The following is a 24892-nucleotide window of genomic DNA, read 5'->3' as shown; positions in this document are numbered from 1 at the left end:
CCGAACCTAGGTCCGCGACGCTTCGGCGGGCGCCGAAGCGAACGGCGCCAGGATGCCGGGCACGGCCGCCGAAGCGAACTCGAGCCCTTCGACGGCGTCGGCGTCCAGGATCGAGTAGGCGCCGGTGCCCGCCGCCGTGGTCGCGGTGAAGGTCGCGAGCCCGCGGCGGCGCTGGAACACCGACTGCTTCACCGTCCAGCCGATCACCCCGTCCCGCGCCAGGACGGCCGTGCCGCGCCGGACCGTGCCCGCGCGCACGACCAGGTAGCGGCCGCGCACGCCGTGCCCGAGGCCGCGGTAGGCGTCCCGGGCCAGCAGGACCGCCACCGGCAGCGCGACGACGGCGAGGGCCGCGCCCAGCACGAGCAGGACGTCGGTGAGCAGCACGCCGAGCACCAGCAGGACCACGACCGGCGCCAGCGCGGTCAGCAGGGCCCAGCGCAGCCGCCGTCCCCGGGCGGCCGGCGGGTGCGGCACCAGTTCGACGTCCGCGACGGGCTCCCCCACCACCTGCGCGGCCACGTCCACGGCCACCACGCGCGGCGCCGCGGGCAGCAGCGTCTTGGCTTCGGTCTTGCCGTCGTCGCGCTTCATGCCGGTGGCGATGGCGTCGACGCGGGCGGCGCCGGCGAGCCGGGCCCCGAGCGGCTCGACGAGCTCGACCCCGCGCAGGCGCCGCTCCTCGATCGTGATCGACCGGGTCGTCAGCAGGCCGCGGCGGACGCGCAGGGTGCCGCCGGGTTCGCGGTCCAGCCGGTAGTGCCACCACATTTCGACGAACAGGCCGGCGGCCCCGGCCACGCCGAGCACGATCGCGAGGACCAGCAGAAGCAGGATGCTCGCGACCAGCGGGACGTCGCCGAAGCGGTCGAGCAGCCACTTCAGCAGTCCGCCACCGGCACCGAACCAGTCCGCGACCTTGTACAGCCCGCCGAACGCGGACAGGCCGAGCGCGGGCGCGACGAACGACACCGGCGCGTACCGGATCCAGCGCTTGTCGAGGCTCGCGAGCGGACCGTCGGTGCGCTCGGCGGGCGGGACGCGGTGCAGCAGTTCGGTGCGCAGGGCTTCGGCGTCCGCCCGGGCCAGCGGGGCGAGCGCGATTTCCTCCTGCTGCCCGGTGCCGATGGTCAGCACCGCGACGCCGAACGCGCGGTGCAGCGGGTTGGCCGTCAGGTCGACGGTGCGGATCCGCTCGCGCGGCAAGGACTTGCGCGTGTGGGCGAGGAACCGGAACTCGAGCTCCAGGCGCTCGGCCGTGAGGCGGTACCGGGTGGCCCGCCAGCGGACGAAGTCGGCGAGCACGCCGGCGCCGACGAACAGGACCGCCGCCGGGACGAGCCACAGTGATCGCGTCCCGATCGCGATCGGAACTCCCGCCGAGACCGCGATCCCGGCCGCGACGAGCGCGGTGACGACGAGGGTGCGCCGGTCGAGCCGGTGCCAGCCGGTCACGTCGCGTCCCCGGGCGTGGCCTCGGTGCGCTCGGTCAGCCGCTCGGCGACGTCCGCCGCGACTCCGGCGTCGAGGCCGCGGAGCTTGACCGCGCCGCGCGCCGACGCCGTCGTGACGGTGACCGTGGCGAGCCCGAAGCGTTGTTGCAACGGCCCGCGCAGCGTGTCGACGGTCTGGACGCGCGAGAGCGGCGCCACCCGCCACTCCTGCCAGAGAAAGCCCGAGCGCACGTAGACCGCGGTGCCGGTGACCTCCCAGCGGTGCAGGCCGAACCACCACACCGGCAGGACGGCGCACCAGGCCACGCCGAGCACCGCGACCACGGCGGCCGGGACCAGCAGCCAGAACGCGGCCGGCGGGATCAGTGCGGCGAGCGCCGCGAGGACGAGCACGGCCGGGCCGAACACGAGTGCCCCCTGCGTGCGCCACCAGGCGATCGCCCGGCGATCGAGCGCGTTGCGCGGCGGCCTCAGCCGCACGACACCGTCTGGCATGGTTCCCCCCGAAGTTGTTTTACAATGCGATCGCATCGTAACGGCGAAGGCGGGGTCTTCGCAATGCGATCGCATGACAACGGGAGCGGACGTGCCGAAGCAGGTGGACCACGAGCAGCGCCGGGTGCAGATCGCCGAAGCACTGCAGCGGCTGACCACGAGAGCCGGGCTGGAAGGCGTCAGCCTGCGGCACGTCGCCGCCGAAGCGGGCATGTCCATGGGGTCGGTGCAGCACTACTTCAAGACCAAGGACGAAATGCTGCGGTTCGCCCTGGAGCACCGGCACAAGCTGCGCAGCGAGCGGATCACGGCGAAGGTGCTCGCCGAGGGACCGCCGACCCCGCGGTCGATCCTGCGCGCGTGCCTGGTCGAGATCCTGCCGCGCGACCCCGACAGCGAAGGCGACTTCCTGATCGGCGTCGCGTACTTCATCCGGGCCGTCGCCGACCCCGCGATGGCGAAGGTGTTCGGCGAGGGCATGCCGGAACTGCTGGCGTTCTTCGCCGACCAGATCCGCCAGGCCCAGGAAGCGGGCACCGTCCCGGCCTCGGCCGACCCGGCGGCCGAGGCGGCGATCCTGTGGGCGCTCGCGGATTCGCAGGGCTCGGAAATCCTGATGGGGCACCGGACACCGGCCGAGGCAGTGGCCACAGTGGACTACTACCTCGGCCGGCTGTTCACCGGCTGAGACCGGCGAGCCCCCTCGGCTCCCCGGCTCACCGGGACCGCGGAGCGGAAGCGCCGTGGAGGACGCCCGCTCCGCCGTCTTTGGTGTGGCGGCACGGCGGACAACCATGCACAGCACCGAAACCGCCGCGGCACCCCTCTCAGCCACCACCCCCACCGCCGCCTGACGCTGCCGAGATCGCGGCCGTGCGGGCCGCGTTCACCTCCCGGATCACCTTGCGCAGCGCCGGAACCGCCGCGCCCGCCTGGTCCTCCAGCTGCGTGATCCGGGCCTTGTACCGCCGCCGGTCCGCGCGCGGGAGGACCGCACCCAGCTCCGCCGCCGCGGCCAGGGCCGTCAGCGCCGCGATGCCCGGCGGTACCCGGTCGGTACTCCGCAGCGCCGACGCCACCTCGTCGTGGAGCGCGGCCGCCTCGGCGCGGTCGCGGACCACCGGGCGGCGGCGCGGGAACAGCCCCAGCACACGAGTCGTCCGCAGCGAGATCGTGCCCGCCGCGCCGAGCTGGGCTTCCAGCGATTCGAGCGTGCCGCGGGCGCCGCGGCGGACCCTCGCGCGCCACTTGCGGTGCGGGTCCGCCGCCAGCTCGGCCAGCAGGTCGTCGAGCACCAGGTGCCCGGTGCCGCCGGCGCCGGTGACGACCGGGCGGCCGTCGGCGTCGGTGACCAGGCCGCGCAGCACCAGGTCGGTCAGCGCCGCCGCGCGGACCAGCAGCGCCACGCGCTCGCGGTCCGGCAGCCGGTCGCGCCGGGTGTCGCAGGCGAGCAGGTACGCCCGTGCGGGCAGGGAAAGCATCGTCGTTCTCCTCACTGCCGCTTCAGCGCGGGCCAGATGTCCCGCCACGGCGCCGTCCGGCCGTCGTAGTGCCACAGCAGCCCGTCGACCACCGTCGTTTCGTGCGCGAAGTACGGCCGCAGCAGCCCGGGGTCGAAGCCCGCGAACAGCACCGCGTCCGCCGACTCCGGCGGCGGGCCGAAGTACCAGTACCCGCGGTGTCCACTGTAGACACGCCGGATGCCGTACGGCGGCCCGTAGAACTCCGTCACCGCCGCGAACGGGTAGATCTCGGAGTACACCGCCGTCCGCGCCCGGACGTCGGCCGGCAGCGCCGCGTACGCCTGCCCGATCGCCTTCGCCAGCTCCTGCTGCGGCAGCTCCCCCTGCGCGAACGTGCTGCCGAGCAGGAACGGCCCGTACGACGTCCGCGCCGTCGCCGGCCACACCGGCAGCGCGGCGAGCGTGACGACGGCCGACAGCACGAACACCGGCCACACCACGGCTTTCCACCAGCGGACCAGGTTCCGCCGGGTCAGCTCGGTCGCCGCGGCCGCGAACGGCACCGCGTACAGCCCCATGACGTAGTTCGCCCGCCCGTGCAGCACCAGCACGGCCGCCGCCACCACGAGCGCCGCGACACCGAGGTACCGGTACGGCCGCAGCTCCGGCGACCGCAGCAGCCGCCACATCCCGTACAGCAGCGCGAGCACGCCCACGCCGACCCCCGCGCCGAGGAGCGCGTCTCGCGCGAAGCCGCCGTAGCCGGGGAATTCCGCCGCGACGACGTCACTCATGTGGGTGTACGGCCAGCCGTGCGCGGCCTGCCAGACCAGCGTCGGCAGCGTGGCCACGACGGCGATCGCCGCCCCCAGCCACAGCTTCGGCCGGGTGAGCAGCTCCCGCGGTCCCAGCCACAGCGCGGCGAGCAGCACCGCCGCCCACAACGCGGGGATCAGGAACTTCGTCTCCAGCGACACCGCCGTCACGACCCCGGCCCACACGAGCAGGCCGTCGCGGCGCGTGCGGGTCCAGCGGACCAGCAGCCAGGTGACGACCGTCCAGAGGAACGGGTCGAGCACGTACGTGGCCAGCCAGTGGCTCGCGACGACGATGCCGGAGGTCGCGTAACAGCCCGCCGCCAGCACCTGGGCGCCGCGGCCGCCGCCGAACTCCCGCGCGATCAGCGCCGTGACGACCACCCCGGCGGCCGCGGCCAACGTCATCGGCACCCGCAGCGCGACGAGCGACCCCGGCGCGAGCCAGTCGATCGCCGCCGCCAGCGCCGGGATGAGCGGTGGCTGGTCGAAATACCCCCAGTCCAGGTGATCTCGACCGGCCACCAGGAAGTACAGCTCGTCGAACCCGCCGGCGTAGCGCCCGCTGGTCAGCAGCAGCGCGAGCCCGGCCAGGCCGGCGACGGCGAGCACCGGGCCGGTGGCGAACGCCGTCTTCGGTCGTGTCAGGACAGTCACCTTTCTCCCCCTCGCTTCGGTGAGCCCAGTCCACCGGTTCGGCGGGCCCCGGCGAAACCGGACGAGGGTGGTGATCGCGGCGACGAACGTTGCGGGCACCCGGCGTGGGGTGCAACTTTGGTTGCGATCCGGGCGCGGCGAGCACGCCCGCCGATTACCGTGACCGCGTGACCACCGCCCGGCGGCCGCTGTGGCCGAGCCGCTCCGACGCCTGCTGGCTGTTCGTCGCCGCGTTCGCGTTCGCCGGCATGAACGCGCTCTTCTTCACGCTTGGTGACCGGACGACGGGCTCGCTCGGCCCGGCGGCCGGCCTGGTGCTGCAGGTGGTCTGCGACTTCACCCTGGTGCTGCTGTTCCGGTTCCCGGTCCAGGTGTGCGCCTTCGTCACCGCGGCCGCGTTCGCGATGCTCGCGTCCGACGTCTTCGCGCCCGGCCTGCTCGTGCCGCTCCAGCCGCTCGCGCTGCTGACCGTCCCGACGATCACGCCGGTGATCCTTTCGCAGGCGGCGCGCGTGCTGGACCGGCGGACCGTGCTGTGGGTCACCGGGATCCTGGCCGTCGTGGCCGCACGGCCGTGGACGCCGAGCTGGGCGGTCACGCCGTTCGGGCTGCTCAGCACGGCGCTGCCCGCGCTGGTTTCGCTGTACTTCGAGGCGCGGCGCCAGCTGCTGCAGTCGTTGCGCGACCGCGCGGAACGGGCCGAGCGGGAACAGCACCTGCTCGCCGAGCAGGCCCGCGCGGAGGAACGGCGGCGGCTCGCGGGCGAGATGCACGACGTCGTCACGCACCGGCTCAGCCTGATGGTGCTGCACGCCGGCGCGCTCGGCGTGACGTCGGCCGAGCCTGCCGTGCGGACGGCGGCCGAGGACATCCGCCGTGAGGGCGCCCAAGCGCTCGACGAGCTGCGCGACCTGGTCGGCGTGCTGCGCAACGGCACCGAGGTCGGGGCCGCGCGGACGCTCAGCCCGACCGAGCCCGGCGACCCGGCGCGGCTGGTCGAGGAGTCCCGGTCGGTCGGGGTGGCGACGGAGCTGGTGGTGGACGGCGACCCGGCGCGGGTGTCCCCGACCGTCGCGCGCACGGCGTACCGGCTGGTCCAGGAGGCGCTGACGAACGTGCGCAAGCACGCGCCGGGCGCGTCGGCGACGGTTTCCCTGCGCTACCGCGACGACGGGCTGGACGTCTCGGTCGGCAACACGGCCGCGGCGGGCCCGCCCGACCCGGCGCTGGCCGGCAGCGGCTCCGGCGCCGGGCTGGCGGGCCTGCGCCAGCGCGTCGAGCTGGTCGGCGGCCGCTTCGACGCGGGTCCGGCACCCGGCGGCGGGTTCCGGGTCGGTGCGATACTGCCCGCTTACGTACCGACGGCGGAAGGCACGCACTGTGATCCCGGTGCTCGTGGTCGATGACGAGCCGATGGTGTGCGCACACCTGCGCACGATCCTGGGCTCGGCGGGCGACATCGACGTCGTCGCCCAGGCGGCCGACGGCGCCGAAGCGGTCGAGGCCGTGGTCCGGCACCGCCCGCGCGTGGTCCTGATGGACCTGCGCATGCCGGGCGTGGACGGCCTGACGGCGATCGCCCGGATCACGGCCATGCCGGACCCGCCGGCGGTGGTCGCGCTGACGACGTTCGACGCGGACACCTACGTCATCCGCGCCCTGCGCGCCGGAGCGGCGGGCTTCCTGGTCAAGTCGACCCCGCCGGAGGACCTGATCGGCTTGGTCCGCGTGGCGGCCGACGGCCACACGGTGCTCTCGCCGTCCGCGGCACGGCGGTTGGTGGCGCTGTCTTCGGATGGTCGCGAACGCGGGGAGGACGCGCGGCGCCGGACCGCGGGGCTCACCGAGCGGGAGCGGGATGTCTTGGCGTGCTTGGGTGAAGGACTATCCAATGCGGACATCGCGGGCCGGCTGCACCTGGCCGAGGCGACGGTGAAGAGCTATGTGTCGCGGATGCTCGTGAAGCTGGAGTGCGCGAACCGGACACAGGCGGGGTTGCTGGCCCACGAGGCGGGGCTGGTGGCCCGCTAGGTGTGATGTCCAAAGTTCCGGTTGGTCGCTGGGATGCTGCTGGTCGTGTCGCGGTTTGAGCTGCTCTCAGACGATCAATGGGCATCGATCGAGGACCTGCTGCCGATCCGCACCGGTAAGCGAGTCAGGCCCTTCTCGAATGCACGCGCGATGGTCGAGGGGACCATCTACCGGTATCGGTGCGGGATCGCGTGGCGGGACGTGCCCTCGGTGTTCGGTCCGTGGCAGACGATCTGGACCTGGCATCGCCGCATAGCCGGCGACGGCACCTGGGACACCGTGCTGCAACGCCTGCTCACTGAAGCAGACGCCGCAGGCCTGGTGGACTGGTCGGTGTCGGTTGATTCCACGATCGCCCGGGCGCATCAGTACGCCACGACATCACTCGTCCCACAGGGGGGCTGGGTCGAACTACACGGATCTGCTGACCGAGCCACCTGATCACGCGATCGGCCGCTCCCGCGGCGACTGGGGCATCAAGGTGCACCATCTCGTCGACGGCAACGGCCGGCCACTGGTCACTCTGGTCGGGCCCGGCCAGGCCGGGGACGCACCGATAATTCCTCACTTGATGCGGCACTTGCGGATCCGCCGAACGGGGCGCGGTCGGGCCCGCACCCGGCCCGTCCGCGTCCGCGGCGACAAGGCCTATTCTTCGAGGGCGATCCGCCGACTTTTGCGGACGCGCGGCATCGCTGCGGTGATCCCCGAGCCAGCCGATCAGGCGGGGCATCGCAAACGCCGCGGTTCCCGCGGCGGTCGCCCACCTGCCTTCGACGCGGTGGACCACGTGGGCGCAACGTCGTCGAACACCGGTTCAACCTGCGCAAACAATGGCGCGGCCTGGCAACTCGCAACGACAAGCTCGCCATCGTCTACAGGTCGGCGGTCGTCCTGCATGCCGTGGTCACCTGGACTAAAGCATTGTCAGACACGCCCTGGGACGGCGGCTTTGGTTGCCCACGCAGGTGAGTACGTGGGTATAGGCCCGGAGCCAGTGGCTGCGGGCCTATCCCGTGTTCAGGCTGCGAATGGCAGCGGCTGATGCAGGTTGTTGCGCCTGGGTTTTCGGCGTTTGTCCAGGAACCGTGGCGGTAGGAACTCCGGGTGGCCGTCGGTGGCGATGCGGACTTGCCAGCCGGAGCGGTGCAGGAGTCGGTGGTGGTGGCCGCAGAGCAGGACCAGGTTGGCCAGGTCGGTGAGGCCGCCCTCGGACCAGTGGTGGATGTGGTGGCCCTGGCAGTGGCGGGGTGGGCGGTGGCAGCCGGGGAACGCGCAGCCGCGGTCGCGCAGGAACAGGGCGCGGCGCAGGCCCGGCGAGATCAGGCGGCGGGCTCGGCCCAAGTCGAGGGGTTCACTGGCGGAGCCGAGGACAGCAGGGATCAGCTTGCAGTCGCACGCGTGGACGCGGGCCTCGGCGGCCGAGATCAGCCCGGTGTCGCCGAGAGTTGCGTGGCCGAGACCGGATCGCAGGTCCGCCAGCGAGACCGCGACCAGGACGTGGGCGCGTTCACCGGCCTGCGTCGGTAGCTCTGGCGAGTTCAACGCGAGGTCGACTGCGTCGGAGAAGGCGTCGCCGTAACGTTCTTGTGGAGAGCGAAGGTCGTCGGCGCCGCGGCGTTCGGCGAACGCGTCGAGCAGGGCGCTGGCGCGGGTACCGGTTTCGTCGTCGAAGCGGCCCGACAACTCCCAAATACCCGTGCGCTTCCGGCGCAACGAGAGTTCCCGGACAGGAGCGGCGGGTTCGGTGTCCTCGGGTTCGGCGCCGTCGGGGTCGAGGTGGGCCAGGATCCGGGCGCCGAGCGCGGCGACTTGTTTGTGGTCGCCGCCGGCGGCGAAGGCCAGCAGGTCCGCCTCGGCCGAGTCGCGGTGCTCGACGGGGATGCGGGAGACGGCCTCGATGATGGTGTCGATCATCGAGGTACTCAACCGACCGGACAGCGCGACGACACCGGTGGCCGGAGCGACGGCCGGGACGGCGTCGAGAGCGTGGCTGGGGTGCAGAGCCTGAGCGCGTGCAACGGTGCGCGTAGCAGCGGCGTGCGGGACGTCGGCGAGGTGTTCGTAAAGACGCGCGGCAGATCGGTATCCGAATAACTCCTGGACACCTCGGGATTCGATTTCCACCAGCAGAGCACCGATTTCCGCTTCGGCGGACCGCACCGCGGTGAGCAGCGAAACGATGCGGTCGGCCAAGGCCTCCGCGTCCGCTTGCCACATCGCTTCTCTGTCCACACAACAAGATTACCGGCATACGAACATGTGTTCATCACACGATCAGGTGGACCCTTTAAGGCCACAGCATCGGGACGGCGTGCCAGACCGCCCAGCCGATGAGGGCGAACCAGGCGATGATCCAGACGAAGCCGGGAATCCCGGTCCGTTCAGCGAGCGAGGAAGCGTCGTCACCCGCCACACCGTGAAACCGGTTCGCGACCAGTGCTCCCAACCCGCCGAGCTCGCTGGTCAGCAGCAGCCACGCTTCCGCGTACGCGATGCCGTTCTTCAACCAGTCCGGTGCCCAGCGCAGCGCGCAGAACACGATCGCGCCCACCGCGACGACCGCCACGCCGGTGATCACGTCGCGGGTGAACAGCAGGATGAACAGCATCGCGACCGCGGTCAGGGCCAGCACCGCCGGTACGAGGCCGCAGTGCAGCAACGCCGCCGCGCCGAGGCCGGCCAGTGGCGGCATCGCGTAGCCAGCGGCGGTGGCGAGGACACCCGCGAACGGCGACGGGTTCCAGTGCCGGGTGATGCCTGACTCCGCGCCGGTGATTTCGATGCGGAAGACCCCGCCGCCGGTCAGGATGCTCACGAGCGCGTGGCCGCCCTCGTGGAAGAGGGTGCCGAGCACGTTCACGCGGTTCAAGAGCAGCCGCGTTCCGGTGGTCATGAGCGCGAACGACGTCGCCGACACCGCGCCGGCGAACACCGCGGTCGTGCCCACGAGTGCCCAGCCGGGCGCGGGCACGGTCTCGTTGAGCACGGCGAAGGCGGACGCCATGGAATCCCTCCCCGGAGCCGTTTTCCGCCCAGTTTCGCCGAATCCGGGGCCGGAGGGGAGGGCCTCCGGCGATTGTCCAGGAGCTGTCCGGTTCCCTACGCCGACGCGGGCGTGTGCTCCGCGTCGTACGCGTCACGTGCGTCCTGCACCGAAGACATGTGCACCCGCGCCCACCGGTCCAGCATCTCCAGCGGCTCCGACAGGTTGCGCCCCAGCGCAGTCAGCTCGTACTCCACCTTCGGCGGGATCGTCGCGTACGCCGTGCGGGTGAGGATGCCGTCGCGGACCAGGCTGCGCAGCGTCTGGGTGAGGACCTTCTGCGAGATCCCGTCCACGCGGCGGCCGATCTCGGTGAACCGGAGCGGGCCGTCCTTCAGCGCGCCCACGATGAGCACGGTCCACTGGTCGCCGATGCGGTCGAGCAGCTGGCGGGTCGGGCAGTTGCGGTCGTACGGGTCGGGCTGCCACACGGCGCGTCTCCTCACTCTCCCGGAGAGAGTAACACGCGTTTCAGCCGGTGGGGGCCATCAGCGCAGTGAACAGGATGCGCAGGTGGTGGCGCGCGCGGACCCAGCGGGCCTCCAGCTCTTCCTGGTCCTTCGTGGCCCAGCTGGCGATGAGGATGCCGCGCACGACGTCCATCGCCGTGTACACCGCGTGCAGGAACTCGTGGTGCTCGGCGTGCTCCGGCAGCAGAGCCTTGCCGAACTCGACAAGGCTGGACGTCGCGATCGGCTCGACCACGGCCATCTGGCCGCGCAGCTCGGGGTCCGTGCGCGAGGCCACCCACAGCTCCACCGTCGCCGAGAACACCGGGCCCTGGTGCATCTCCCACATCAGCTGCAGCGCGTCGCCGACCGGGTCGCTGGACGCGCGGAGCCGGTCGAGCTCGGCCATCGCGACCTCGGTGCGCTTGGCCGCCAGGTGCCGGATCGCCGACGTCACCAGGTCGGCCTTGGTCGGGAAGTGGTGCACCTGCGCGCCGCGGGTGACGCCGGCGCGGTCGGCCACGCGGGTGGTCGTCGTGCCCGCGTAGCCGTACTCGACGAGGCAGTCGATCGTCGCGTCGAGCAGCCGGACGCGCATCGCCGCGCTGCGCTCTTCCTGCGTGCGGCCGGTCGATCCCCGTCGTGGCGCTGACATGCGCCCACCTTATGGGGCCACCGGCGCCGCCTCGACCAGCCCCGCCACGACCCGCCCGATGAAGCGCTCGAGGAACCGGCGGTAGAACCAGCCCGTGCCCGGGATCTTGGCCGTGAACGTCGAGTGCCAGTGGATCTCGGTGCCGCCGTCGCGCGGCGAAAGATCCACGTAGGCGACGTAGTCCCGCAGCGGCAGGCCGTGGTCCAGCGCGTAGCCGAACCGGCGGCCCGGCTCCAGCGCGACGATCTTCTCGTACGACTTGACGCCGCCGGTCCGGAACAGCCGGACCGCGCCGAGGCCTTCCGGCTCCCCCTCGCCTTCGCGGACCAGCTCGAACGAGCCCAGCGGCGACCACCCCGGCCAGCTCGCGCCGTCGCGGAGGAGCGCGTACACGGCGTCGGGCGGCGCGGACGTCCGGCCGCGCACGGAAATGCTTTGTACCATTTGGTACGTGTACCATCTGGTACATGATCGAGACAAGCCCGCGCGACCGGCTCCTGGCCGCGGCGATCGACCACATCGCCCACCACGGCGGGACGGAGAAGAGCCTGCGGGCGCTCGCGGCGGACCTCGGCACCAGCCACCGCATGCTGATCTACCACTTCGGCTCGAAGGAAGGCCTGCTCACAGCGGTGGCGCGCGAGGTCGAAGCCCGGCAGCGCGCGGCGCTCGCCGGCCTCGACCCGGCGGAGTTCTGGCGGCGGCTCACCGACGACGACCTGCGCGCCAACGAACGGCTCTTCTTCCAGCTCTACGGCCAGGCCCTCGGCGGCACGCCCGGCACGACCGGCCTGCTCGACGGCGTCATCGACGACTGGCTGGGCCCGATCGAGGCGCTGCTCGCGCAGTACGGCGTCCCCGAAGCCGACCGCGCCGCCCACGCCCGGCTCGGCCTCGCCGTCGCGCGCGGGCTGCTGCTCGACCTCGTCACGACCGGCGACCGCGAAGCCGTCGACGCGGCGATGGCGCAATTCCTGGCGAGGTACGAACAGCTCGCGTGATACTGGCGCGATGCGCCTGCTACTGGGGATGTCGGCCGCACTGCTCGTGACGACCGGGCTCACGCCCGCGGCGGCGGCCGAAAGCCCGCCCGTCCGCGAAACGGCGTGGGTCGAAACCGGCACCGACCACGACCACGACGGGAAGATCGACCGCGTCGCCGCGGACATCGCCCGGCCGGCGACCGGCGGGCGGGTCCCGGTGATCCTCGACGTCAGCCCGTACTACGCCTGCTGCGGCCGGGGCAACGAGGCGCAGAAGAAGACCTACGACCCGGACGGCACCCCGCGGCAGTTCCCGCTCTTCTACGACAACTACTTCGTGCCGCGCGGGTACGCGGTGGTGCTCGCCGACGTCGGCGGGACGAACCGCTCGTCGGGCTGCTTCGACGACGTCGGAAGCGGCAACGCCGTCGTGGACTGGCTCAACGGCCGGGCGAAGGCCTTCGACGCACCCGAGGGCGGCCGTCCGGTGCGGGCGGAATGGGCCACCGGGGACGTCGGCGCGATCGGCAAGTCCCAGGACGGCGCCACCGCGATCGGCATGGCCGTGTCCGGGATCCGCGGGCTGAAGACGATCGTGCCGATCGAAGGGGTCGCCGACAACTACGCCCAGCTCGTCGCCAACGGCGCGCCGCTGGCCACGCCGGAGCACACCGGCTCGGCGTTCACCTACAACGAGCGCGCGGCCGGGCTGTGTCAGCCGTTCGAAGCGGACCTCAAGGAACGCATGGGCACGAACGGCGACTACAACGCCTACTGGCGCAGCGTGAACTACGTGCCGAAGCCGGTGCGGGCGAGCGTGCTCATCGCGCAGGGGTTCGGGGACAGCGTCGTGGCGCCGAACCAGTTCGCCGCCTACTGGGCCGCGCTCGGCCGGACCGGCACGCCGCGCAAGGCGTGGCTGAGCCAGGCCGGGCACGTCGACCCGTTCGACCTGCAGCGTTCCGAATGGGTGGCGACGCTGGGCCGCTGGTTCGACCGCTGGCTGAAGGGCGTCCGCAACGGCGTCGAAGACGAGCCCGCCGTTCACCTCGAGACCGCGCCCGACCGCTGGACCGACGTCCGGAGCTGGCCGCCCGCGACCGCGCCGGTGACGCTCCGCGGCTCGGGCACGGCCACGGTCGTCGACGACCCCGCCGCGGGCCGCGAGGACTGGGCGGCCGGGGTGTCGGCCGCGCGGTTCACCGGCGCTCCCCTGCCCGCCGCAGTGCGGATCGCCGGGTCGCCTTCGGTGACGGTCACCGTGTCGTCCGACAAGCCCGCCGCGCGGCTCGGTGTCGCGCTCGTCGACTACGGCCCGGCCGACGTGCGCAACACCGCGAACTACGGCAGCGGGACCAAGAACCTGACGACGACGTCGTGCTGGGGCGAGAGCCGGCCCGGCGATTCGGCCTGCTTCCTCGACACTGCCGCGGACGTGGTGGGCGTCGACCACCGGATCGTCGCCGCGGGCTGGGCGGACCTCGGGCACCACGCGTCGCTGCGGCATGGCGAGCCGCTCGTCCCCGGCCGGGCGTACTCGATGACGTTCACCCTCAGCGCGCTCGACCACGTGGTCCCGGCCGGGCACCGGCTCGGCCTGCTCCTCGGCGGCACCGACGGGCAGCTGTTCGACCCGGCCCTGCCGGTGCTCGGCGACACGCTGACGTTCGACCTCGCCCGGACGTCGGTCACCCTCGGCCTTACAAAGCCCGAACACTAGGCGGACGCCGCCCGAACACCGCCGCGCGAAAGTTCTCCTCGTACCCGAGACGAGGAGAAACGATGCGAGGAACCACCTGGACGCGGCTGGCACTGGCGGGCTGCGGGAGCGCGGCCTGCCTGCTGGTGGCGGCGCCGCTGGCCTCGGCCCAGACGACGTCGCCGGCGCCGGTCGCGCCGATCACGCTCAGCCCCGAAGAGTCGCAGCAGGTCTGTTCGGACTGGGTGCCGAAGCTGCAGAAGAAGGCCGACAACCTGAAGCAGCGGATCACCGGCGGCGCCGAGATCAGCGGCTCGGTCGCCAACCTCAAGGCGCGGGCCGCCGACCAGCGCGCCAAGGGCCACACCCAGCGCGCCGACCAGCTCGACCAGCGCGCGACCAAGCGCCAGGGCCGGATCGGCGAGCTGGACGCGGCCAAGCAGAAGCTGGACGCCTTCGCGTCCGCGCACTGCAAGCCGGCCAAGTGAGGGGCGCGAGGATCGCGGCAGCGGTCGGGGCCGCCGCGCTCATCGCGCTCGGCTGCACCGGCTGCCGCGACAACCTGATGGGCTCGCCGGACTCCGGCAGCGCGCCCGCGTCGTCCGAGCTGAGCGGCGTCGAGTCGACGCTGAACGGCATCGAATCCGACATGAACAGCGATGGCACGCCCTGACCGGCTAGCGTCTCCCCGCACACGGCGGTGGAGACGGGAGTAGGCATGGGGTCACCGGGGCGCGGCCTCGTCCTCGTGGTCGAGGACGAGGCCGCGATCGCCGAGCTGGCGGCGCTGTACCTCAAGCGCGACGGCTTCGGAGTGCACGTCGAGACCGACGGCGGGCGGGCGCTCGACGCCGTGCGGCGGCTGAAGCCGGTGGCGATCGTGCTCGACATCGGACTGTCCGGAATGGACGGTATCGAGATCTGCAAGGCGCTGCGCGCGGCCGGGGACTGGACGCCGGTACTGTTCGTCACCGCCCGCGACGACGAGCTCGACCGGCTGCTGGGCCTGGAGATCGGCGCGGACGACTACCTGACCAAGCCGTTCAGCCCGCGCGAGCTGGCCGCCCGGGTCCGCACGGTGCTGCGGCGCGCGTCGGGGGCGACGCCGGCCGCGGAGACGTTCAGCGTCGGCGGCGCCCGGGTCGACGTCCTTTCCCGGCGGGCTTGGGCGGGCGACGTCGAAATCTCCCTGACGTCGACCGAGTTCGACCTGCTCACGCACCTGCTCCGGCACCCGGGGCAGGTGCTTTCGCGCGACCAGCTGCTGAGCGCGGTCTGGGGGTACGCCGCGGCGGCGGGAACCCGCACGGTCGACGTCCACGTGGCGCAGCTGCGGGCGAAACTCGGCGCGTCGAGTCCGATCCGGACGGTGCGCGGCATCGGCTACGCGGCGGACCCGGCGTGAGGGGCACGCTGGCCGGCCGGATCACCCTGGTGTGCCTGGCGGTAGCGGGGATCGCGGTGATCGTCGCCGGGCTGGTCGCGGCGCGGCTGATCCGGACGACGGCGGACAACGTGCTGCAGTCGTCGCTGTCCGCGCAGGCCGACGTCGTCGCCACGCAGCTCGACGAGACCGGCATCGGCAACCGGCTGGGCGTCGGCAAGGTGGCCGACGTCGTGCGCGGCCAGGGCATCTCGGTGGTGGTCCGCCGCGCGGGCGGCGCGCAGGCGCTCGGCGAAGCGACCGCGGTGCAGGCCGCGACCAAGCTCGGCCTCGGCGCGAACCACTCGGGGCGCGTCACGGCCGGCGGCGCGCAGTACCTGGTCGAGACGCGGGTGGTCGGCACGCGCGGGGCGGCGTTCGCGCTGGTCTTGCCCGCCCGCAACGCCGACGCGACGCAACGCGCGCTGGTGCGCAACATCGCTTTGGCACTCGGGATCGGCCTGCTGGTGGCGGCCGTCGCCGGGTTCGCGTCGGGGCGGCTGCTGGGCCGTCCCCTGCGGCGGGCCGCGCTCGCCGCGGGTTCGCTGCGGGCGGGCCGGCGGGACGTGCGGGTGCCGGTGCAGGGACCGCGCGAGGTGGCGGAAGTGGCGGGCTCGTTGAATTCGCTGGCCGACGCGCTGGCGGTGAGCGAGGCGCGGCAGCGGGAGTTCCTGCTGTCGGTGTCCCACGAGCTGCGCACCCCGCTGACGGCGGTGACGGGCTTCGCGGAGGCGATCGCGGACGGCGTCGCCGCCGGTGACGACGCGGTGCGCGCGGGCCAGACGATCCAGCGTGAGGCCGCCCGCCTCGAGCGGCTGGTGACGGACCTGCTGGAACTGGCCCGGCTGGGCGCGGACGAGTTCCGGCTGGACCTGGCTTCGGTGGACCTCGCCGCGCTGGTTCGTGATTGTGCGGAGGTGTGGCAGCTGCGGTGCGCCCGGGAAGACGTGCGGCTGTCGATTTCGGCGCCGGCTCCTCCGGTGCTGGTGGTGGCGGACGCGCGGCGCCTGCGTCAGGTGGTCGACGGGCTGGCGGAGAACGCGCTGCGGGTGACGCCGGCGGGGGCGCCGATGGTGTTCGCGCTCTCGGTGTCCGCCTCCGGCGCTTCCCTTTCGGTGCGCGACGGCGGGCCGGGGCTGGCTCCGGAGGACTACCCGGTGGCGTTCGAGCGGGGAGTGCTGAACGCGCGCTACCGCGACCGGCGGCCGGTGGGGTCGGGAATCGGGCTGGCACTGGTCCACGGCTTGGTGACCCGGATGGGCGGGACGTTGACCGCGGGTCCGGCCCCGGAGGGCGGCGCGGCGTTCACGATGACGTTCCCCCTGGTGCCAGCTGGGCCGCCCGGGCGGTGACGTCCATCAGGGCCCAGTGCTCGACCACCCGGCCGTCGCGGATGCGGATCATGTCCATGCTGGTCACGGCGTAGCGGCGGCCGCTCGCGATCTCCGTTCTCGTGCTCGTGTAGCGGTTCACCGAGAACTCGCCGTCGGCGACGTTCTGCTCGACCCGCACGCCGATGTCGCGGAAACCGGCGAAGATCCCGCCGTCCAGCATGGCTTCCCACTTCGCCCGCCAGGCGTCGATGCCGTGGTGGTCGCCACCGGCGCCGCCGCGGTGGTCGACGACGTCCGGGTCGATGTAGCGCAGGCCTTCCGCGACGCTCTCGGCCGTGAACGGCGTCAGCGCGACCAGCCGGCGGTGGACTTCGGCGGCATCCATGCTCGCTCCTTAAGTGGGGAGTTCCCCGGTTAGAGTGCGACTACGCTAACCGGGGAACTCCCCGGTTGGCAAGGAGCGCGATGCCCCCACGAGCCCGTCGATCCGACGCCCGCGACAACCACGCGCTACTCCTGGCCGCGGCGAAGGAGGTGTTCGCCGAGGACGGCCCGGACGCGCCGCTCGACCGCGTCGCCCGGCGCGCGGGCATCGGCAACGCGACGATGTACCGGCACTTCCCCAGCCGTCGCGAGCTGGTCATCGCCGTGTACGCGAGCGAAGTCGCCGCGCTGACGGGGAACGCGCGTCTCGACTCGGCCGACCCCGGCGCGGAGCTGTTCGCGTGGCTGGCGGCGTTCGTCGAGCACGTCCGGGACAAGCGCGATCTCGCCCTGTCGCTGACCACGCCGGCCGGCGACCACGAAACGCTGTTCGCCCAGTGGCACGCGACGGTGAACGAGACGGCCGCGGCCCTGGTGGACCGCGCGAAGGCGGCCGGAGCCGTCACTGCCGACACCCAGGCCCTCGACCTCGTCCTGCTCGCCACCGGCATCGCGCTCTCCGGCGCTTCGGACCGCGCCGGCCACCTCCTGGACCTGGTCCGCCGAGGCGTGTCGGCCAGTTGATCACGCGTCCCGGGTGGACGACGCGGGCGGGCCGTAGGGTCGGGGCATGGAGATGCTGCACCTGCGCTACTTCGTCGCGGTCGCCGAGGAGCTGAACTTCTCCGCCGCCGCGCGGAAGCTGCACATGGCCGCGTCGCCGCTGTCGCAGCGGATCAAGGACCTCGAGCACGAGCTCGGGCAGCGGCTGTTCGACCGCAGCACCCACCACGTCACCCTCACCGACGCCGGGACCGCGCTGCTGCCCCTCGCGCGAGACGTGCTCGAACAGGTCGGTGCCATCCCGTGGAAGCTCGCCGAGGCGACCAAGCCGCAGCGGCGGACCGTTTTCCTCGGGATGCCGGCCGGGGTGCACCCCGATCTGCGGGAACGCGTCAAGGCGCTCGCCGAGCGGGTCCGGGACGAATACGAGCTCAAACGCTGGCCCGGGACCACCGCCGATCTCGTGCAGGGCGTGCACGAGGGCAAGCTCGCCCTCGCGCTGGCACGGCTGCCGGTCACCGATCCGGCGCTGGAGCAGCTGCCCGTCATGACCGAACGGCTCGGGGCCGTCGTGCCCGCCGAGCTGTTCGCCGGGCGGGACTCCGTCAGCCTGGCCGAGCTGGCCGACTTCCCGTACGTCGCCTCGCCGGAGGAAATCGTCCCGGCCTATTTCGACCAGCTGGACCACCAATTGAGCGAGCTCGGCGTCAAGAAACGCATCCGGTTGACCAACACCGGGTACGGCGGGACGTCCGAAATCATTTCCAGTGGTGAGGCGTTTTCCATTTCCATGCTCGACGAGAAGTCGCCCATGCACGGCTACCGGCTCGACAACGTCATCGTGCTGCCCTTCAGCGACTTCCGCCCCCAGCTGGACACCGGCCTGCTCTGGCGGCGCGATCGCACCGACGGCGACCTGCGGAAGCTCGTCGACGCCGCGAAAGAGATCTTCGCCGAACCCCTCACCAGCTAGAACAATGGTATGACCGCCAGAGTCATACCATTGTTCGCATCATGATCATTCCCTTTCGCCGCCCACGCTATTAGCTTCGTAAGTAGAGCGAAACAGCAAGGCGCGAAAGGACGAACGATGAACAGCACCGGCCCCCTGGACGGCGTGCGCGTGATCGACCTCTCGACCGTGGTGATGGGCCCGTACGCGGCCCAGATCCTGGGCGACCTGGGCGCCGACGTGATCAAGATCGAGTCCCCCGCGGACACCGTCCGCGTCGGGCAGTACCGCACCACGCCGGGCATGACCGCGCTGAACCTGAACGTGAACCGCAACAAGCGCAGCGTGGCCCTCAACCTCAAGGACGACGCCGAACGCGAGCAGGCCCTCAAGCTGATCGACACCGCCGACGTGCTGATCACCAACATGCGCCCCGGCGCGCTGAGCCGCCTCGGCCTGAACTACGCCGACGTCGCCGAGCGCAACCCGCGGCTGGTCTACGCCCACGCGCAGGGCTTCCGCGGCGACTCCCCGCAGGCCGGCAACGCCGCCTACGACGAGACCGTGCAGGCCTCCTCCGGCCTGGTCGACGTGGCCAACCGCGCGCTGGGCCAGCCCGTCTACCTGCCGACGATCATCGGCGACAAGGTCTCGTCGCTGACCATCGCCTACAGCGTGCTCGCCGCGCTGGTCCACCGCGACAAGACCGGCGAGGGCCAGCAGATCGAGATCCCGATGACCGACACGCTGCTCGCGTTCAACCTGGTCGAGCACCTCGCCGGGCACACCTACGAGCCGGCCGAGGGCCCCACCGGGTTCGGGCTGTCGATGACGAAGGGGCACGCCGCGGTCCACACGAAGGACGGCCTCGCCTGCGTCATCCCCTACAACCCGAAGAACTTCCGCGACTTCTTCGCCGCCGCCGGACGCCCCGACCTCGCCGAAGACCCGCGCGTCAACGGCGAAGCCATCGACCGCGCCGACAACGAGTGGCTGACCGAGCAGATCGCCGCCTGCGCACCGGCGCTGACCACCGCGGAGTGGGCCGAAGTCTGCGCGAAGCACAGCATCCCGATGGCGCCGGTGCTCGAACTGGACCGCGCGCACGAGGACCCCTACGTCCGCGACGGCCACCTGCTCGACACCGTCGAGCACCCGAGCGAGGGCACCATCCGCACGGTCGGCATCCCGGTGAAGTTCTCCGCGACGCCCGGCTCGATCCGCCGCCTGGCCCCGCTGGCCGGCCAGGACACCGCCGAAGTCCTCGCCGAGCTGGTCTAGACCAACGCATCTTTCCCGACGAAAGTGGCGTCAAGGAAGTGTGAAGTCATGAGTGAAGTACGCACCGAACGGATCGGCGGCACCCTGCTGATCACGATCGACCGGCCCCAGGCCCGCAACGCGGTGAACGCCGCCGTCGCGGCCGGGCTGGCCGCGGCCCTCGACGAACTGGAAGCCGACCCCGCGCTGCGGGCCGGTGTCCTGACCGGCGCCGAGAACACCTTCAGCGCCGGCATGGACCTCAAGGCCGCGCTCAAGGGCGAGTCCCCGGAGATCCCGGGACGCGGGTTCGGAGGCCTGACCGAAGCCGAGCTGAGCAAGCCCCTGATCGCCGCCGTCGAAGGGTTCGCGATGGGCGGCGGGTTCGAACTGGCGCTGGGCTGCGACCTGATCGTCGCCGCCGAAGATGCGAAGTTCGGCCTCCCCGAGGTCAAGCGCGGCCTGATCGCCGCGGGCGGCGGCGTGCTCCGGCTGCCGAAGCGGATCCCGCACCACCTCGCGATGGAGTTCCTCCTCACCGGCGAGCCGGTCACCGGCCGCCGCGCCGGGGAGCTGGGCCTGGTCAACCGCGTGACGCCGAGCGGTGACGCCGCCGCCGTCGCGCTGCAGCTGGCCGAGAAGCTCGCGGAGAACGCGCCGCTCGCGCTCGCCGCCGTCAAGAAGATCGTGCGGGCCGCGGATCCCCGAGCCGTGCAGCGCGAGGAAATCAAGAAGCTGATGCAGTCCGCCGACGTCCGCGAGGGCATGACCGCCTTCGCCGAGCGCCGCGCTCCGAAGTGGACAGGCGAATAACCATGAAGATCGACGAAGTCCGCAGGCACGTGACCACTCCCCTGACCGCCCCGGCGTTCGCGCCCGTGGTCCCGAGGTTCACCGACCGCGAGTACCTGAACATCGTCTACCGGACCGACGCCGACGCCCTGCGCGCGGTCGTCCCGGAGCCGCTGAAGGTCGAAGAACCGTTGGTGCGCTTCGAAGTCATGAAGATGGGCGACGTCTCCGGCTACGGCCCGTACACCGAGTCCGGCCAGGCGATCGAGGTCAGCCTCGACGGCGAGCGCGGCGAGTACCTGCACGCGATGTACCTCGACAACTTCCCCGCGACGGCGTCCGGGCGCGAGGTCAGCGCGTACCCGAAGACGGTCGGCAGCCCGAACCTCTATGTCGACAACGGTGTCCTGGTGGGCACTTTGGACTACGGGACGCTCCGGGTGGCCACCGCGACCATGGGCTACAAGCACCACGAACTGGACGCCCGCGAAGCCGAACGGCAGATCACCGTCCCGACGTTCATGCTCAAGACGATCCCGGGCTACGACGGCGCGCCGCGGGTGCAGGAACTGGTCCGCACCGAGATCACCGACGTCGTGGTCAAGGAGGCCTACACCGGCCCCGCGCGGCTGCAGCTGTTCCAGCACGTCCTGGCCCCGCTGGCAGACCTGCCGGTGCTGGAGGTCGTCTCCGCGAGCCACATCCGCACCGACCTGACGCTCGCCCCGGTCAAGCCGGTCTTCGACTACCTGAAGGGAGCGCAGTCATGAAGAACGCCGCAGTCATCGGCGCCGGCACCATCGGCCTGTCCTGGACGGCTCTGTTCGCCCACCACGGCCTGACCGTCCGGGTCACCGACCCCCGCCCGGATCTCGCCGACGCCGTCGCCGAAGCGCTGAAGACGTTCGCGCCGCACCTGGGTACCACCGCCGCCGAACTGGCGAGCCGGGTGAGCATCGCCGAAAGCGTCACTGAATCAGTGAAAGCGGCGGACGTCGTGCAGGAGAACGGGCCGGAGAACGTCGAGTTCAAGAAGGGCCTGTTCAAGCAGCTCGTCGAAGAAGCTCCGGAACACGCGCTGCTGCTGAGCTCGTCGAGCGCCATCCCCTCGACGGCGTTCACCGGCGAGATCGACGGCAGCCGGGTCCTCATCGGACACCCGTTCAACCCGCCGCACCTGATCCCGCTGGTCGAGGTCGTCCCCGGCGAGCGCACCAGCGACGAGTCGGTCGAGCGGGCCGTCGCGTTCTACACCTCCCTCGGCCGGACGCCGGTCGTGGAGCGCAAGGAAATGCCCGGCTTCGTCGGCAACCGGCTGCAGAACGCGCTCAGCCGCGAGGCGATCTACCTCGTCGAACAGGGTGTCGTGACGCCGGAAGAACTCGACAAGGTCATCACGAACTCGCTCGGCATCCGCTGGGCCACGGTCGGGCCGTTCCTCGGCTCGCACCTCGGCGGTGGCCCCGGTGGCTACCGGCACATGGCCGAGCACATCGGCAAGTCGATGAAGAAGATGTGGGCCGGGCTGGGCAATCCCAGCCAGAGCCCCGAAGAGCAGGAGCGGCTGATCGAAGCCGTCGAAACCGCTTACGGCTCCTCCACGTACTCGGACCTGGCCGAGACGCGCGACCGCAAGCAGCTCGCCGTTCTGCACGCAGTGGAGGAGAACTGACATGGAACCGCTCAAGGACAAGCTGACCGCCGACTTCTACGACTTCGAGGCGCTGCTCCCCGACGACGAGCGCAAGCTGCTCGTCAAGGCGCGCGAGTTCATGACGAACGACGTCAAGCCGCTGGTGAACGAAAACTGGGAAGCCGGCACCTTCCCGAAGGAACTGATCGGGATGTTCCGCGAGAGCGGTCTCGCCGGCCTGCCCTACGAGGGCTATGGCGAGCACAAGCCCGCGGTCAGCCACCTGCTCACCGGCATGATGGCGATGGAGATGAGCCGCACCGACGCGTCCGTGGCGACGTTCTTCGGTGTCCACAACGGACTCGCGATGTACTCCATCTACAGTGGCGGGAGCCAGGAGCAGCGCGACCGCTGGCTGCCGGAGATGGCCGCGATGGACAAGATCGGCGCGTTCGCGATGACCGAGCCGCTCGGCGGGTCCGATGTGGCCGGTGGCATGCGCACCACCGCCCAGCGACAGGGTGACACCTGGATCCTCAACGGCGCCAAGAAGTGGATCGGCAACGCGACCTTCGCCGACTACGTCGTCGTGTGGGCCCGCGACCTGGACGACAACCACGTCAAGGGGTTCGTCGTGGAGAAGGGCACGCCGGGCTTCGTGCCGGAGAAGATCCAGGGCAAGACCGCGTTCCGGATCGTCGAGAACGCCGAGATCACCCTGACCGACGTCCGCGTGCCGGAGGCCAACCGGCTGCAGGGCATCAACGGCTTCCGCGACGTCGCCGAGATCCTGCGCGCCACCCGCGGCGGCGTCGCCTGGCAGGCCCTCGGCGTGATGATCGGCGCCTACGAGGCCGCGCTGGCCTACTCGCAGGAGCGCAAGCAGTTCGGCCGCCCGATCGCGCGCTTCCAGCTGGTGCAGGACCTGCTCGTGAAGAGCCTCGGCAACATCACCGCGTCGTGGGGCATGCTCGTGCAGCTGGCCCGCCTGCAGGACGCCGGGATCTTCAAGGACGAGCAGTCGTCGCTGGCCAAGGCGTTCGTCACCTCGCGGATGCGTGAGGTCGTCGCCTGGAGCCGGGAGATCTTCGGCGGCAACGGGATCGTGCTCGAATACGACGTCGCGCGGTTCTTCGCCGACGCCGAAGCGATCTACTCGTTCGAGGGCACGCGCGAGATGAACACCCTGATCGTCGGCAAGGCGATCACGGGACAGTCCGCGTTCGTGTGACGGGCTAGTTCACGCAGCCGGCGGCCGTACTGGTCGCCGGCTGCTTGCTGTCCGGCGTCCGGGTGGTGGTCGCCGCGACCGGCTTGACGCCGCCGGTCGTGTCGTCGCCCGAGGCCTGCACCGCGGGCGTGCTGATCGCCGTGCGCACGAACTGCTGGACCTGCGCCGGGTCGACCTTCACCGCGTCGCCGTCGGACGGCGTCTGCAGCGACAGGCTCTGCACCGGGATGGTGGCGAACGCGATCGCGCCCGACGTCATCCCCCGCAGCTGCTGCGCGAAGCTCAGGACGTCCCAGCCCTTGTCCAGGACCACGGCTCCTTGCACCGCGCTGACCAGCGAGTTCAGCTTCGAGACGTCGGTGAACGTGCCCGTGTTCAGTACTTTCTTGGCCATCCCGGACAGGAACGCCTGCTGCCGCGCGATCCGGTCGAGGTCGCCGTTCTGGAGGCCGTGGCGCTGCCGGACGAAGGCCAGGGCCTGCGCGCCGGACAGCGTCTGCGGCCCGGCCGCGAAGTCCGCGCCAGAGTAGCTGTCGTGCACCGGCTCCTTGAGGCAGACCTCGACGCCGCCGACCGCCTGCGACAGCGCGTCGAAGCCGGCGAGGTTGATGGCCGCGTAGTGGTTGATCGTCAGCCCGGTGAACTTCTCGACGGTCTGGATCGCCGTCTTCGCGCCCGCCGCGTTCGCCGCGACCTCCAGCTGCGGGCCGCTCAGCCCCTGGGCGCGCAACCCGGCCATCGAAGCGTTCTTGCCGCGGCTGTAGGCCGAGTTGATCTTGTGCTTGCCGTACCCGCCCGCGATATCCACATAGGAATCGCGCGGGATGGAGATCGCGGTGGCCGCGGCGCCGCCCGCCGGGATGTGCACGACGATCATCGTGTCGGTGGTGTCCCCGCCGTCGTCCCCGCTCCCGGCGTGCAAGGCGTCGAGCACGTTCTGCGGCAACGGGTTGCCGTAGGTGTCGGTGCGGGCGTCGATCCCGACGAGCAGGATGTTCTGGGCCACTTTGAGCGGTTCGCCGGGAATCGCGTCTTCGCCGTCGATCTGCGCCGAGGGCGGGATGACGTCCGCGGTGACGATGCCGGCGTCCAGTTTGCTCAGCTGCGTCCACGCGTACCCGGTGACGGCGAGCACCAGCGTCGACACGACGCCGATGGCCACGCGCCCACCGACGCGGCGCCCCCGGGACGACAACAGCACGGCACTTCCCCTTGCTTCCCTCTGGTTTGAACCCCTCCTCTGAGGATCACCGGGTTAGCTGGGAATCAGCTGAGAAAATTGTAGGAAGGTCGTGACGCTGCCCGATCGGCCGAGCCGGTTCGAGCCGATCGGCCGATTTTCGCGACGGACCGTGCCGGAGCGGGCACGGGAAAGTGCTGTGGCACTGGCCACAGCGGCTGCCGCCGCGCCCGGCCCGGCCTCGCGCGGCCCGCGGGTGCGCGCCGGTTCGACGACCACGCGAGAGGTCTTGAATGAGTCATTCAGGTCTTCGGAGGTCCTGAATGACTCATTCAAGACCTTCCGGCGGGCAC

29 protein-coding genes are annotated in these 24892 nt (G+C 71.6%); 18 read left to right on the top strand and 11 right to left on the bottom strand.

Going from position 1 to position 24892, the window contains the following annotated elements:
* Nucleotides 1–6: 6 nt before the first annotated feature.
* Nucleotides 7–1455: a PH domain-containing protein gene (locus tag H4696_RS48185; RefSeq protein ID WP_086862956.1), complete on the bottom strand. Its 1449-nt coding sequence runs from the start codon at nucleotides 1453–1455 to the stop codon at nucleotides 7–9.
* Complete coding sequence (locus tag H4696_RS48180) at nucleotides 1452–1949, bottom strand: PH domain-containing protein (RefSeq protein ID WP_086862955.1); 498 nt, start codon at nucleotides 1947–1949, stop codon at nucleotides 1452–1454. The genes H4696_RS48185 and H4696_RS48180 overlap by 4 nt, the downstream gene beginning before the upstream one ends.
* A gap of 91 nt (nucleotides 1950–2040) precedes the next feature.
* On the opposite strand from H4696_RS48180, the gene H4696_RS48175 reads away from it, so the two are divergent.
* On the top strand, nucleotides 2041–2637 hold the full coding sequence (locus H4696_RS48175) for a TetR/AcrR family transcriptional regulator (protein WP_249027123.1): 597 nt from the start codon (nucleotides 2041–2043) through the stop codon (nucleotides 2635–2637).
* A 139-nt stretch (nucleotides 2638–2776) separates the two neighbouring features.
* Here the strand turns inward: H4696_RS48175 and H4696_RS48170 are convergent, their stop codons facing one another.
* Nucleotides 2777–3430: a GOLPH3/VPS74 family protein gene (locus H4696_RS48170; RefSeq protein ID WP_086862953.1), complete on the bottom strand. Its 654-nt coding sequence runs from the start codon at nucleotides 3428–3430 to the stop codon at nucleotides 2777–2779.
* A gap of 11 nt (nucleotides 3431–3441) precedes the next feature.
* Nucleotides 3442–4884 carry an ArnT family glycosyltransferase gene (locus tag H4696_RS48165; protein ID WP_086862952.1) on the bottom strand — a complete coding sequence of 481 codons (1443 nt, stop codon included), beginning with the start codon at nucleotides 4882–4884 and terminating at the stop codon, nucleotides 3442–3444.
* 167 nt (nucleotides 4885–5051) lie between these two features.
* Between H4696_RS48165 and H4696_RS48160 the strand changes: the two genes are divergently transcribed.
* From H4696_RS48160 to H4696_RS51595, 4 genes are read left to right on the top strand one after another with little or no spacing between them, the layout of a single operon-like run.
* Nucleotides 5052–6290, top strand: coding sequence for a sensor histidine kinase (locus H4696_RS48160; RefSeq protein ID WP_086862951.1), 1239 nt, complete (start codon nucleotides 5052–5054; stop codon nucleotides 6288–6290).
* Entirely contained in the window at nucleotides 6265–6915 is a 651-nt protein-coding gene (locus tag H4696_RS48155) for a response regulator (protein ID WP_086862950.1), read from the top strand. Before H4696_RS48160 ends, H4696_RS48155 begins: the two co-directional genes overlap by 26 nt.
* Nucleotides 6916–6948: 33 nt before the next feature.
* Nucleotides 6949–7356 carry a transposase gene (locus H4696_RS50595; RefSeq protein WP_211299760.1) on the top strand — a complete coding sequence of 136 codons (408 nt, stop codon included), beginning with the start codon at nucleotides 6949–6951 and terminating at the stop codon, nucleotides 7354–7356.
* Nucleotides 7357–7396: 40 nt separating this feature from the next.
* Complete coding sequence (locus H4696_RS51595; protein ID WP_420831549.1) at nucleotides 7397–7960, top strand: transposase; 564 nt, start codon at nucleotides 7397–7399, stop codon at nucleotides 7958–7960.
* Here the strand turns inward: H4696_RS51595 and H4696_RS48145 are convergent.
* The 5 genes from H4696_RS48145 to H4696_RS48125 form a co-directional block, all read right to left on the bottom strand.
* Nucleotides 7936–9135 carry an HNH endonuclease signature motif containing protein gene (locus H4696_RS48145; protein WP_086862949.1) on the bottom strand — a complete coding sequence of 400 codons (1200 nt, stop codon included), beginning with the start codon at nucleotides 9133–9135 and terminating at the stop codon, nucleotides 7936–7938. The genes H4696_RS51595 and H4696_RS48145 overlap by 25 nt on opposite strands.
* 70 nt (nucleotides 9136–9205) lie before the next feature.
* A complete protein-coding gene (locus tag H4696_RS48140) occupies nucleotides 9206–9922 on the bottom strand; it encodes a M50 family metallopeptidase (RefSeq protein ID WP_225956024.1) in 717 nt (238 codons plus the stop codon).
* Between the two features lie 95 nt (nucleotides 9923–10017).
* Complete coding sequence (locus H4696_RS48135) at nucleotides 10018–10392, bottom strand: winged helix-turn-helix transcriptional regulator (RefSeq protein ID WP_086862948.1); 375 nt, start codon at nucleotides 10390–10392, stop codon at nucleotides 10018–10020.
* A 40-nt stretch (nucleotides 10393–10432) separates the two neighbouring features.
* On the bottom strand, nucleotides 10433–11008 hold the full coding sequence (locus H4696_RS48130; protein WP_086862947.1) for a TetR family transcriptional regulator: 576 nt from the start codon (nucleotides 11006–11008) through the stop codon (nucleotides 10433–10435).
* Nucleotides 11009–11074: 66 nt separating this feature from the next.
* A complete protein-coding gene (locus H4696_RS48125) occupies nucleotides 11075–11509 on the bottom strand; it encodes an SRPBCC family protein (protein ID WP_086862946.1) in 435 nt (144 codons plus the stop codon).
* A 23-nt stretch (nucleotides 11510–11532) separates the two neighbouring features.
* Here H4696_RS48125 and H4696_RS48120 point away from each other — a divergent pair, with 23 nt between their 5' ends.
* The 6 genes from H4696_RS48120 (at nucleotide 11533) to H4696_RS48095 (ending at nucleotide 16522) form a co-directional block, all read left to right on the top strand.
* The gene (locus H4696_RS48120; protein ID WP_086862945.1) at nucleotides 11533–12066 is read left to right on the top strand and encodes a TetR/AcrR family transcriptional regulator; all 534 of its coding nucleotides are present in this window, start codon (nucleotides 11533–11535) and stop codon (nucleotides 12064–12066) included.
* Nucleotides 12067–12076: 10 nt separating this feature from the next.
* Nucleotides 12077–13768 carry a CocE/NonD family hydrolase gene (locus tag H4696_RS48115; RefSeq protein WP_192782948.1) on the top strand — a complete coding sequence of 564 codons (1692 nt, stop codon included), beginning with the start codon at nucleotides 12077–12079 and terminating at the stop codon, nucleotides 13766–13768.
* Between the two features lie 62 nt (nucleotides 13769–13830).
* Nucleotides 13831–14235: a hypothetical protein gene (locus tag H4696_RS48110; RefSeq protein ID WP_086856594.1), complete on the top strand. Its 405-nt coding sequence runs from the start codon at nucleotides 13831–13833 to the stop codon at nucleotides 14233–14235.
* Nucleotides 14232–14420: a hypothetical protein gene (locus H4696_RS48105; RefSeq protein WP_086856595.1), complete on the top strand. Its 189-nt coding sequence runs from the start codon at nucleotides 14232–14234 to the stop codon at nucleotides 14418–14420. Before H4696_RS48110 ends, H4696_RS48105 begins: the two co-directional genes overlap by 4 nt.
* 45 nt (nucleotides 14421–14465) lie before the next feature.
* Nucleotides 14466–15152, top strand: coding sequence for a response regulator transcription factor (locus tag H4696_RS48100; protein ID WP_086856596.1), 687 nt, complete (start codon nucleotides 14466–14468; stop codon nucleotides 15150–15152).
* Nucleotides 15149–16522 carry a HAMP domain-containing sensor histidine kinase gene (locus H4696_RS48095; protein ID WP_086856597.1) on the top strand — a complete coding sequence of 458 codons (1374 nt, stop codon included), beginning with the start codon at nucleotides 15149–15151 and terminating at the stop codon, nucleotides 16520–16522. Before H4696_RS48100 ends, H4696_RS48095 begins: the two co-directional genes overlap by 4 nt.
* Here the strand turns inward: H4696_RS48095 and H4696_RS48090 are convergent.
* Nucleotides 16476–16889 carry an ester cyclase gene (locus H4696_RS48090; RefSeq protein WP_086856598.1) on the bottom strand — a complete coding sequence of 138 codons (414 nt, stop codon included), beginning with the start codon at nucleotides 16887–16889 and terminating at the stop codon, nucleotides 16476–16478. The genes H4696_RS48095 and H4696_RS48090 overlap by 47 nt on opposite strands.
* 80 nt (nucleotides 16890–16969) lie before the next feature.
* Here H4696_RS48090 and H4696_RS48085 point away from each other — a divergent pair, with 80 nt between their 5' ends.
* The 7 genes from H4696_RS48085 to H4696_RS48055 all read left to right on the top strand — a co-directional run bounded on the left by H4696_RS48085 (nucleotide 16970) and on the right by H4696_RS48055 (nucleotide 23359).
* Entirely contained in the window at nucleotides 16970–17512 is a 543-nt protein-coding gene (locus H4696_RS48085; RefSeq protein ID WP_086856599.1) for a TetR/AcrR family transcriptional regulator, read from the top strand.
* A 46-nt stretch (nucleotides 17513–17558) separates the two neighbouring features.
* Nucleotides 17559–18464 carry a LysR family transcriptional regulator gene (locus H4696_RS48080; RefSeq protein WP_192782947.1) on the top strand — a complete coding sequence of 302 codons (906 nt, stop codon included), beginning with the start codon at nucleotides 17559–17561 and terminating at the stop codon, nucleotides 18462–18464.
* Nucleotides 18465–18581: 117 nt separating this feature from the next.
* Nucleotides 18582–19724 (top strand): CaiB/BaiF CoA transferase family protein, encoded by a 1143-nt coding sequence (locus tag H4696_RS48075; RefSeq protein WP_086865436.1) that lies wholly within the window; start codon nucleotides 18582–18584, stop codon nucleotides 19722–19724.
* Nucleotides 19725–19772: 48 nt separating this feature from the next.
* Complete coding sequence (locus H4696_RS48070; RefSeq protein WP_192782946.1) at nucleotides 19773–20516, top strand: crotonase/enoyl-CoA hydratase family protein; 744 nt, start codon at nucleotides 19773–19775, stop codon at nucleotides 20514–20516.
* A gap of 2 nt (nucleotides 20517–20518) precedes the next feature.
* Entirely contained in the window at nucleotides 20519–21265 is a 747-nt protein-coding gene (locus H4696_RS48065) for an acetoacetate decarboxylase (RefSeq protein ID WP_086865032.1), read from the top strand.
* Complete coding sequence (locus H4696_RS48060) at nucleotides 21262–22167, top strand: 3-hydroxyacyl-CoA dehydrogenase NAD-binding domain-containing protein (RefSeq protein WP_086865031.1); 906 nt, start codon at nucleotides 21262–21264, stop codon at nucleotides 22165–22167. The genes H4696_RS48065 and H4696_RS48060 overlap by 4 nt, the downstream gene beginning before the upstream one ends.
* 1 nt (nucleotide 22168) lies before the next feature.
* Complete coding sequence (locus H4696_RS48055; protein ID WP_086865030.1) at nucleotides 22169–23359, top strand: acyl-CoA dehydrogenase family protein; 1191 nt, start codon at nucleotides 22169–22171, stop codon at nucleotides 23357–23359.
* A gap of 4 nt (nucleotides 23360–23363) precedes the next feature.
* Here H4696_RS48055 and H4696_RS48050 read toward each other — a convergent pair whose 3' ends face one another.
* Nucleotides 23364–24560 (bottom strand): LCP family protein, encoded by a 1197-nt coding sequence (locus H4696_RS48050; protein ID WP_086865029.1) that lies wholly within the window; start codon nucleotides 24558–24560, stop codon nucleotides 23364–23366.
* Between the last annotated feature and the right edge of the window lie 332 nt (nucleotides 24561–24892).

Source organism: Amycolatopsis lexingtonensis, assembly GCF_014873755.1.
GTDB classification, from domain to species: domain Bacteria; phylum Actinomycetota; class Actinomycetes; order Mycobacteriales; family Pseudonocardiaceae; genus Amycolatopsis; species Amycolatopsis lexingtonensis.
The sequence above is the reverse complement of the archived record's forward strand: the minus strand, read 5'-3'. Positions and strand labels throughout refer to the sequence as shown.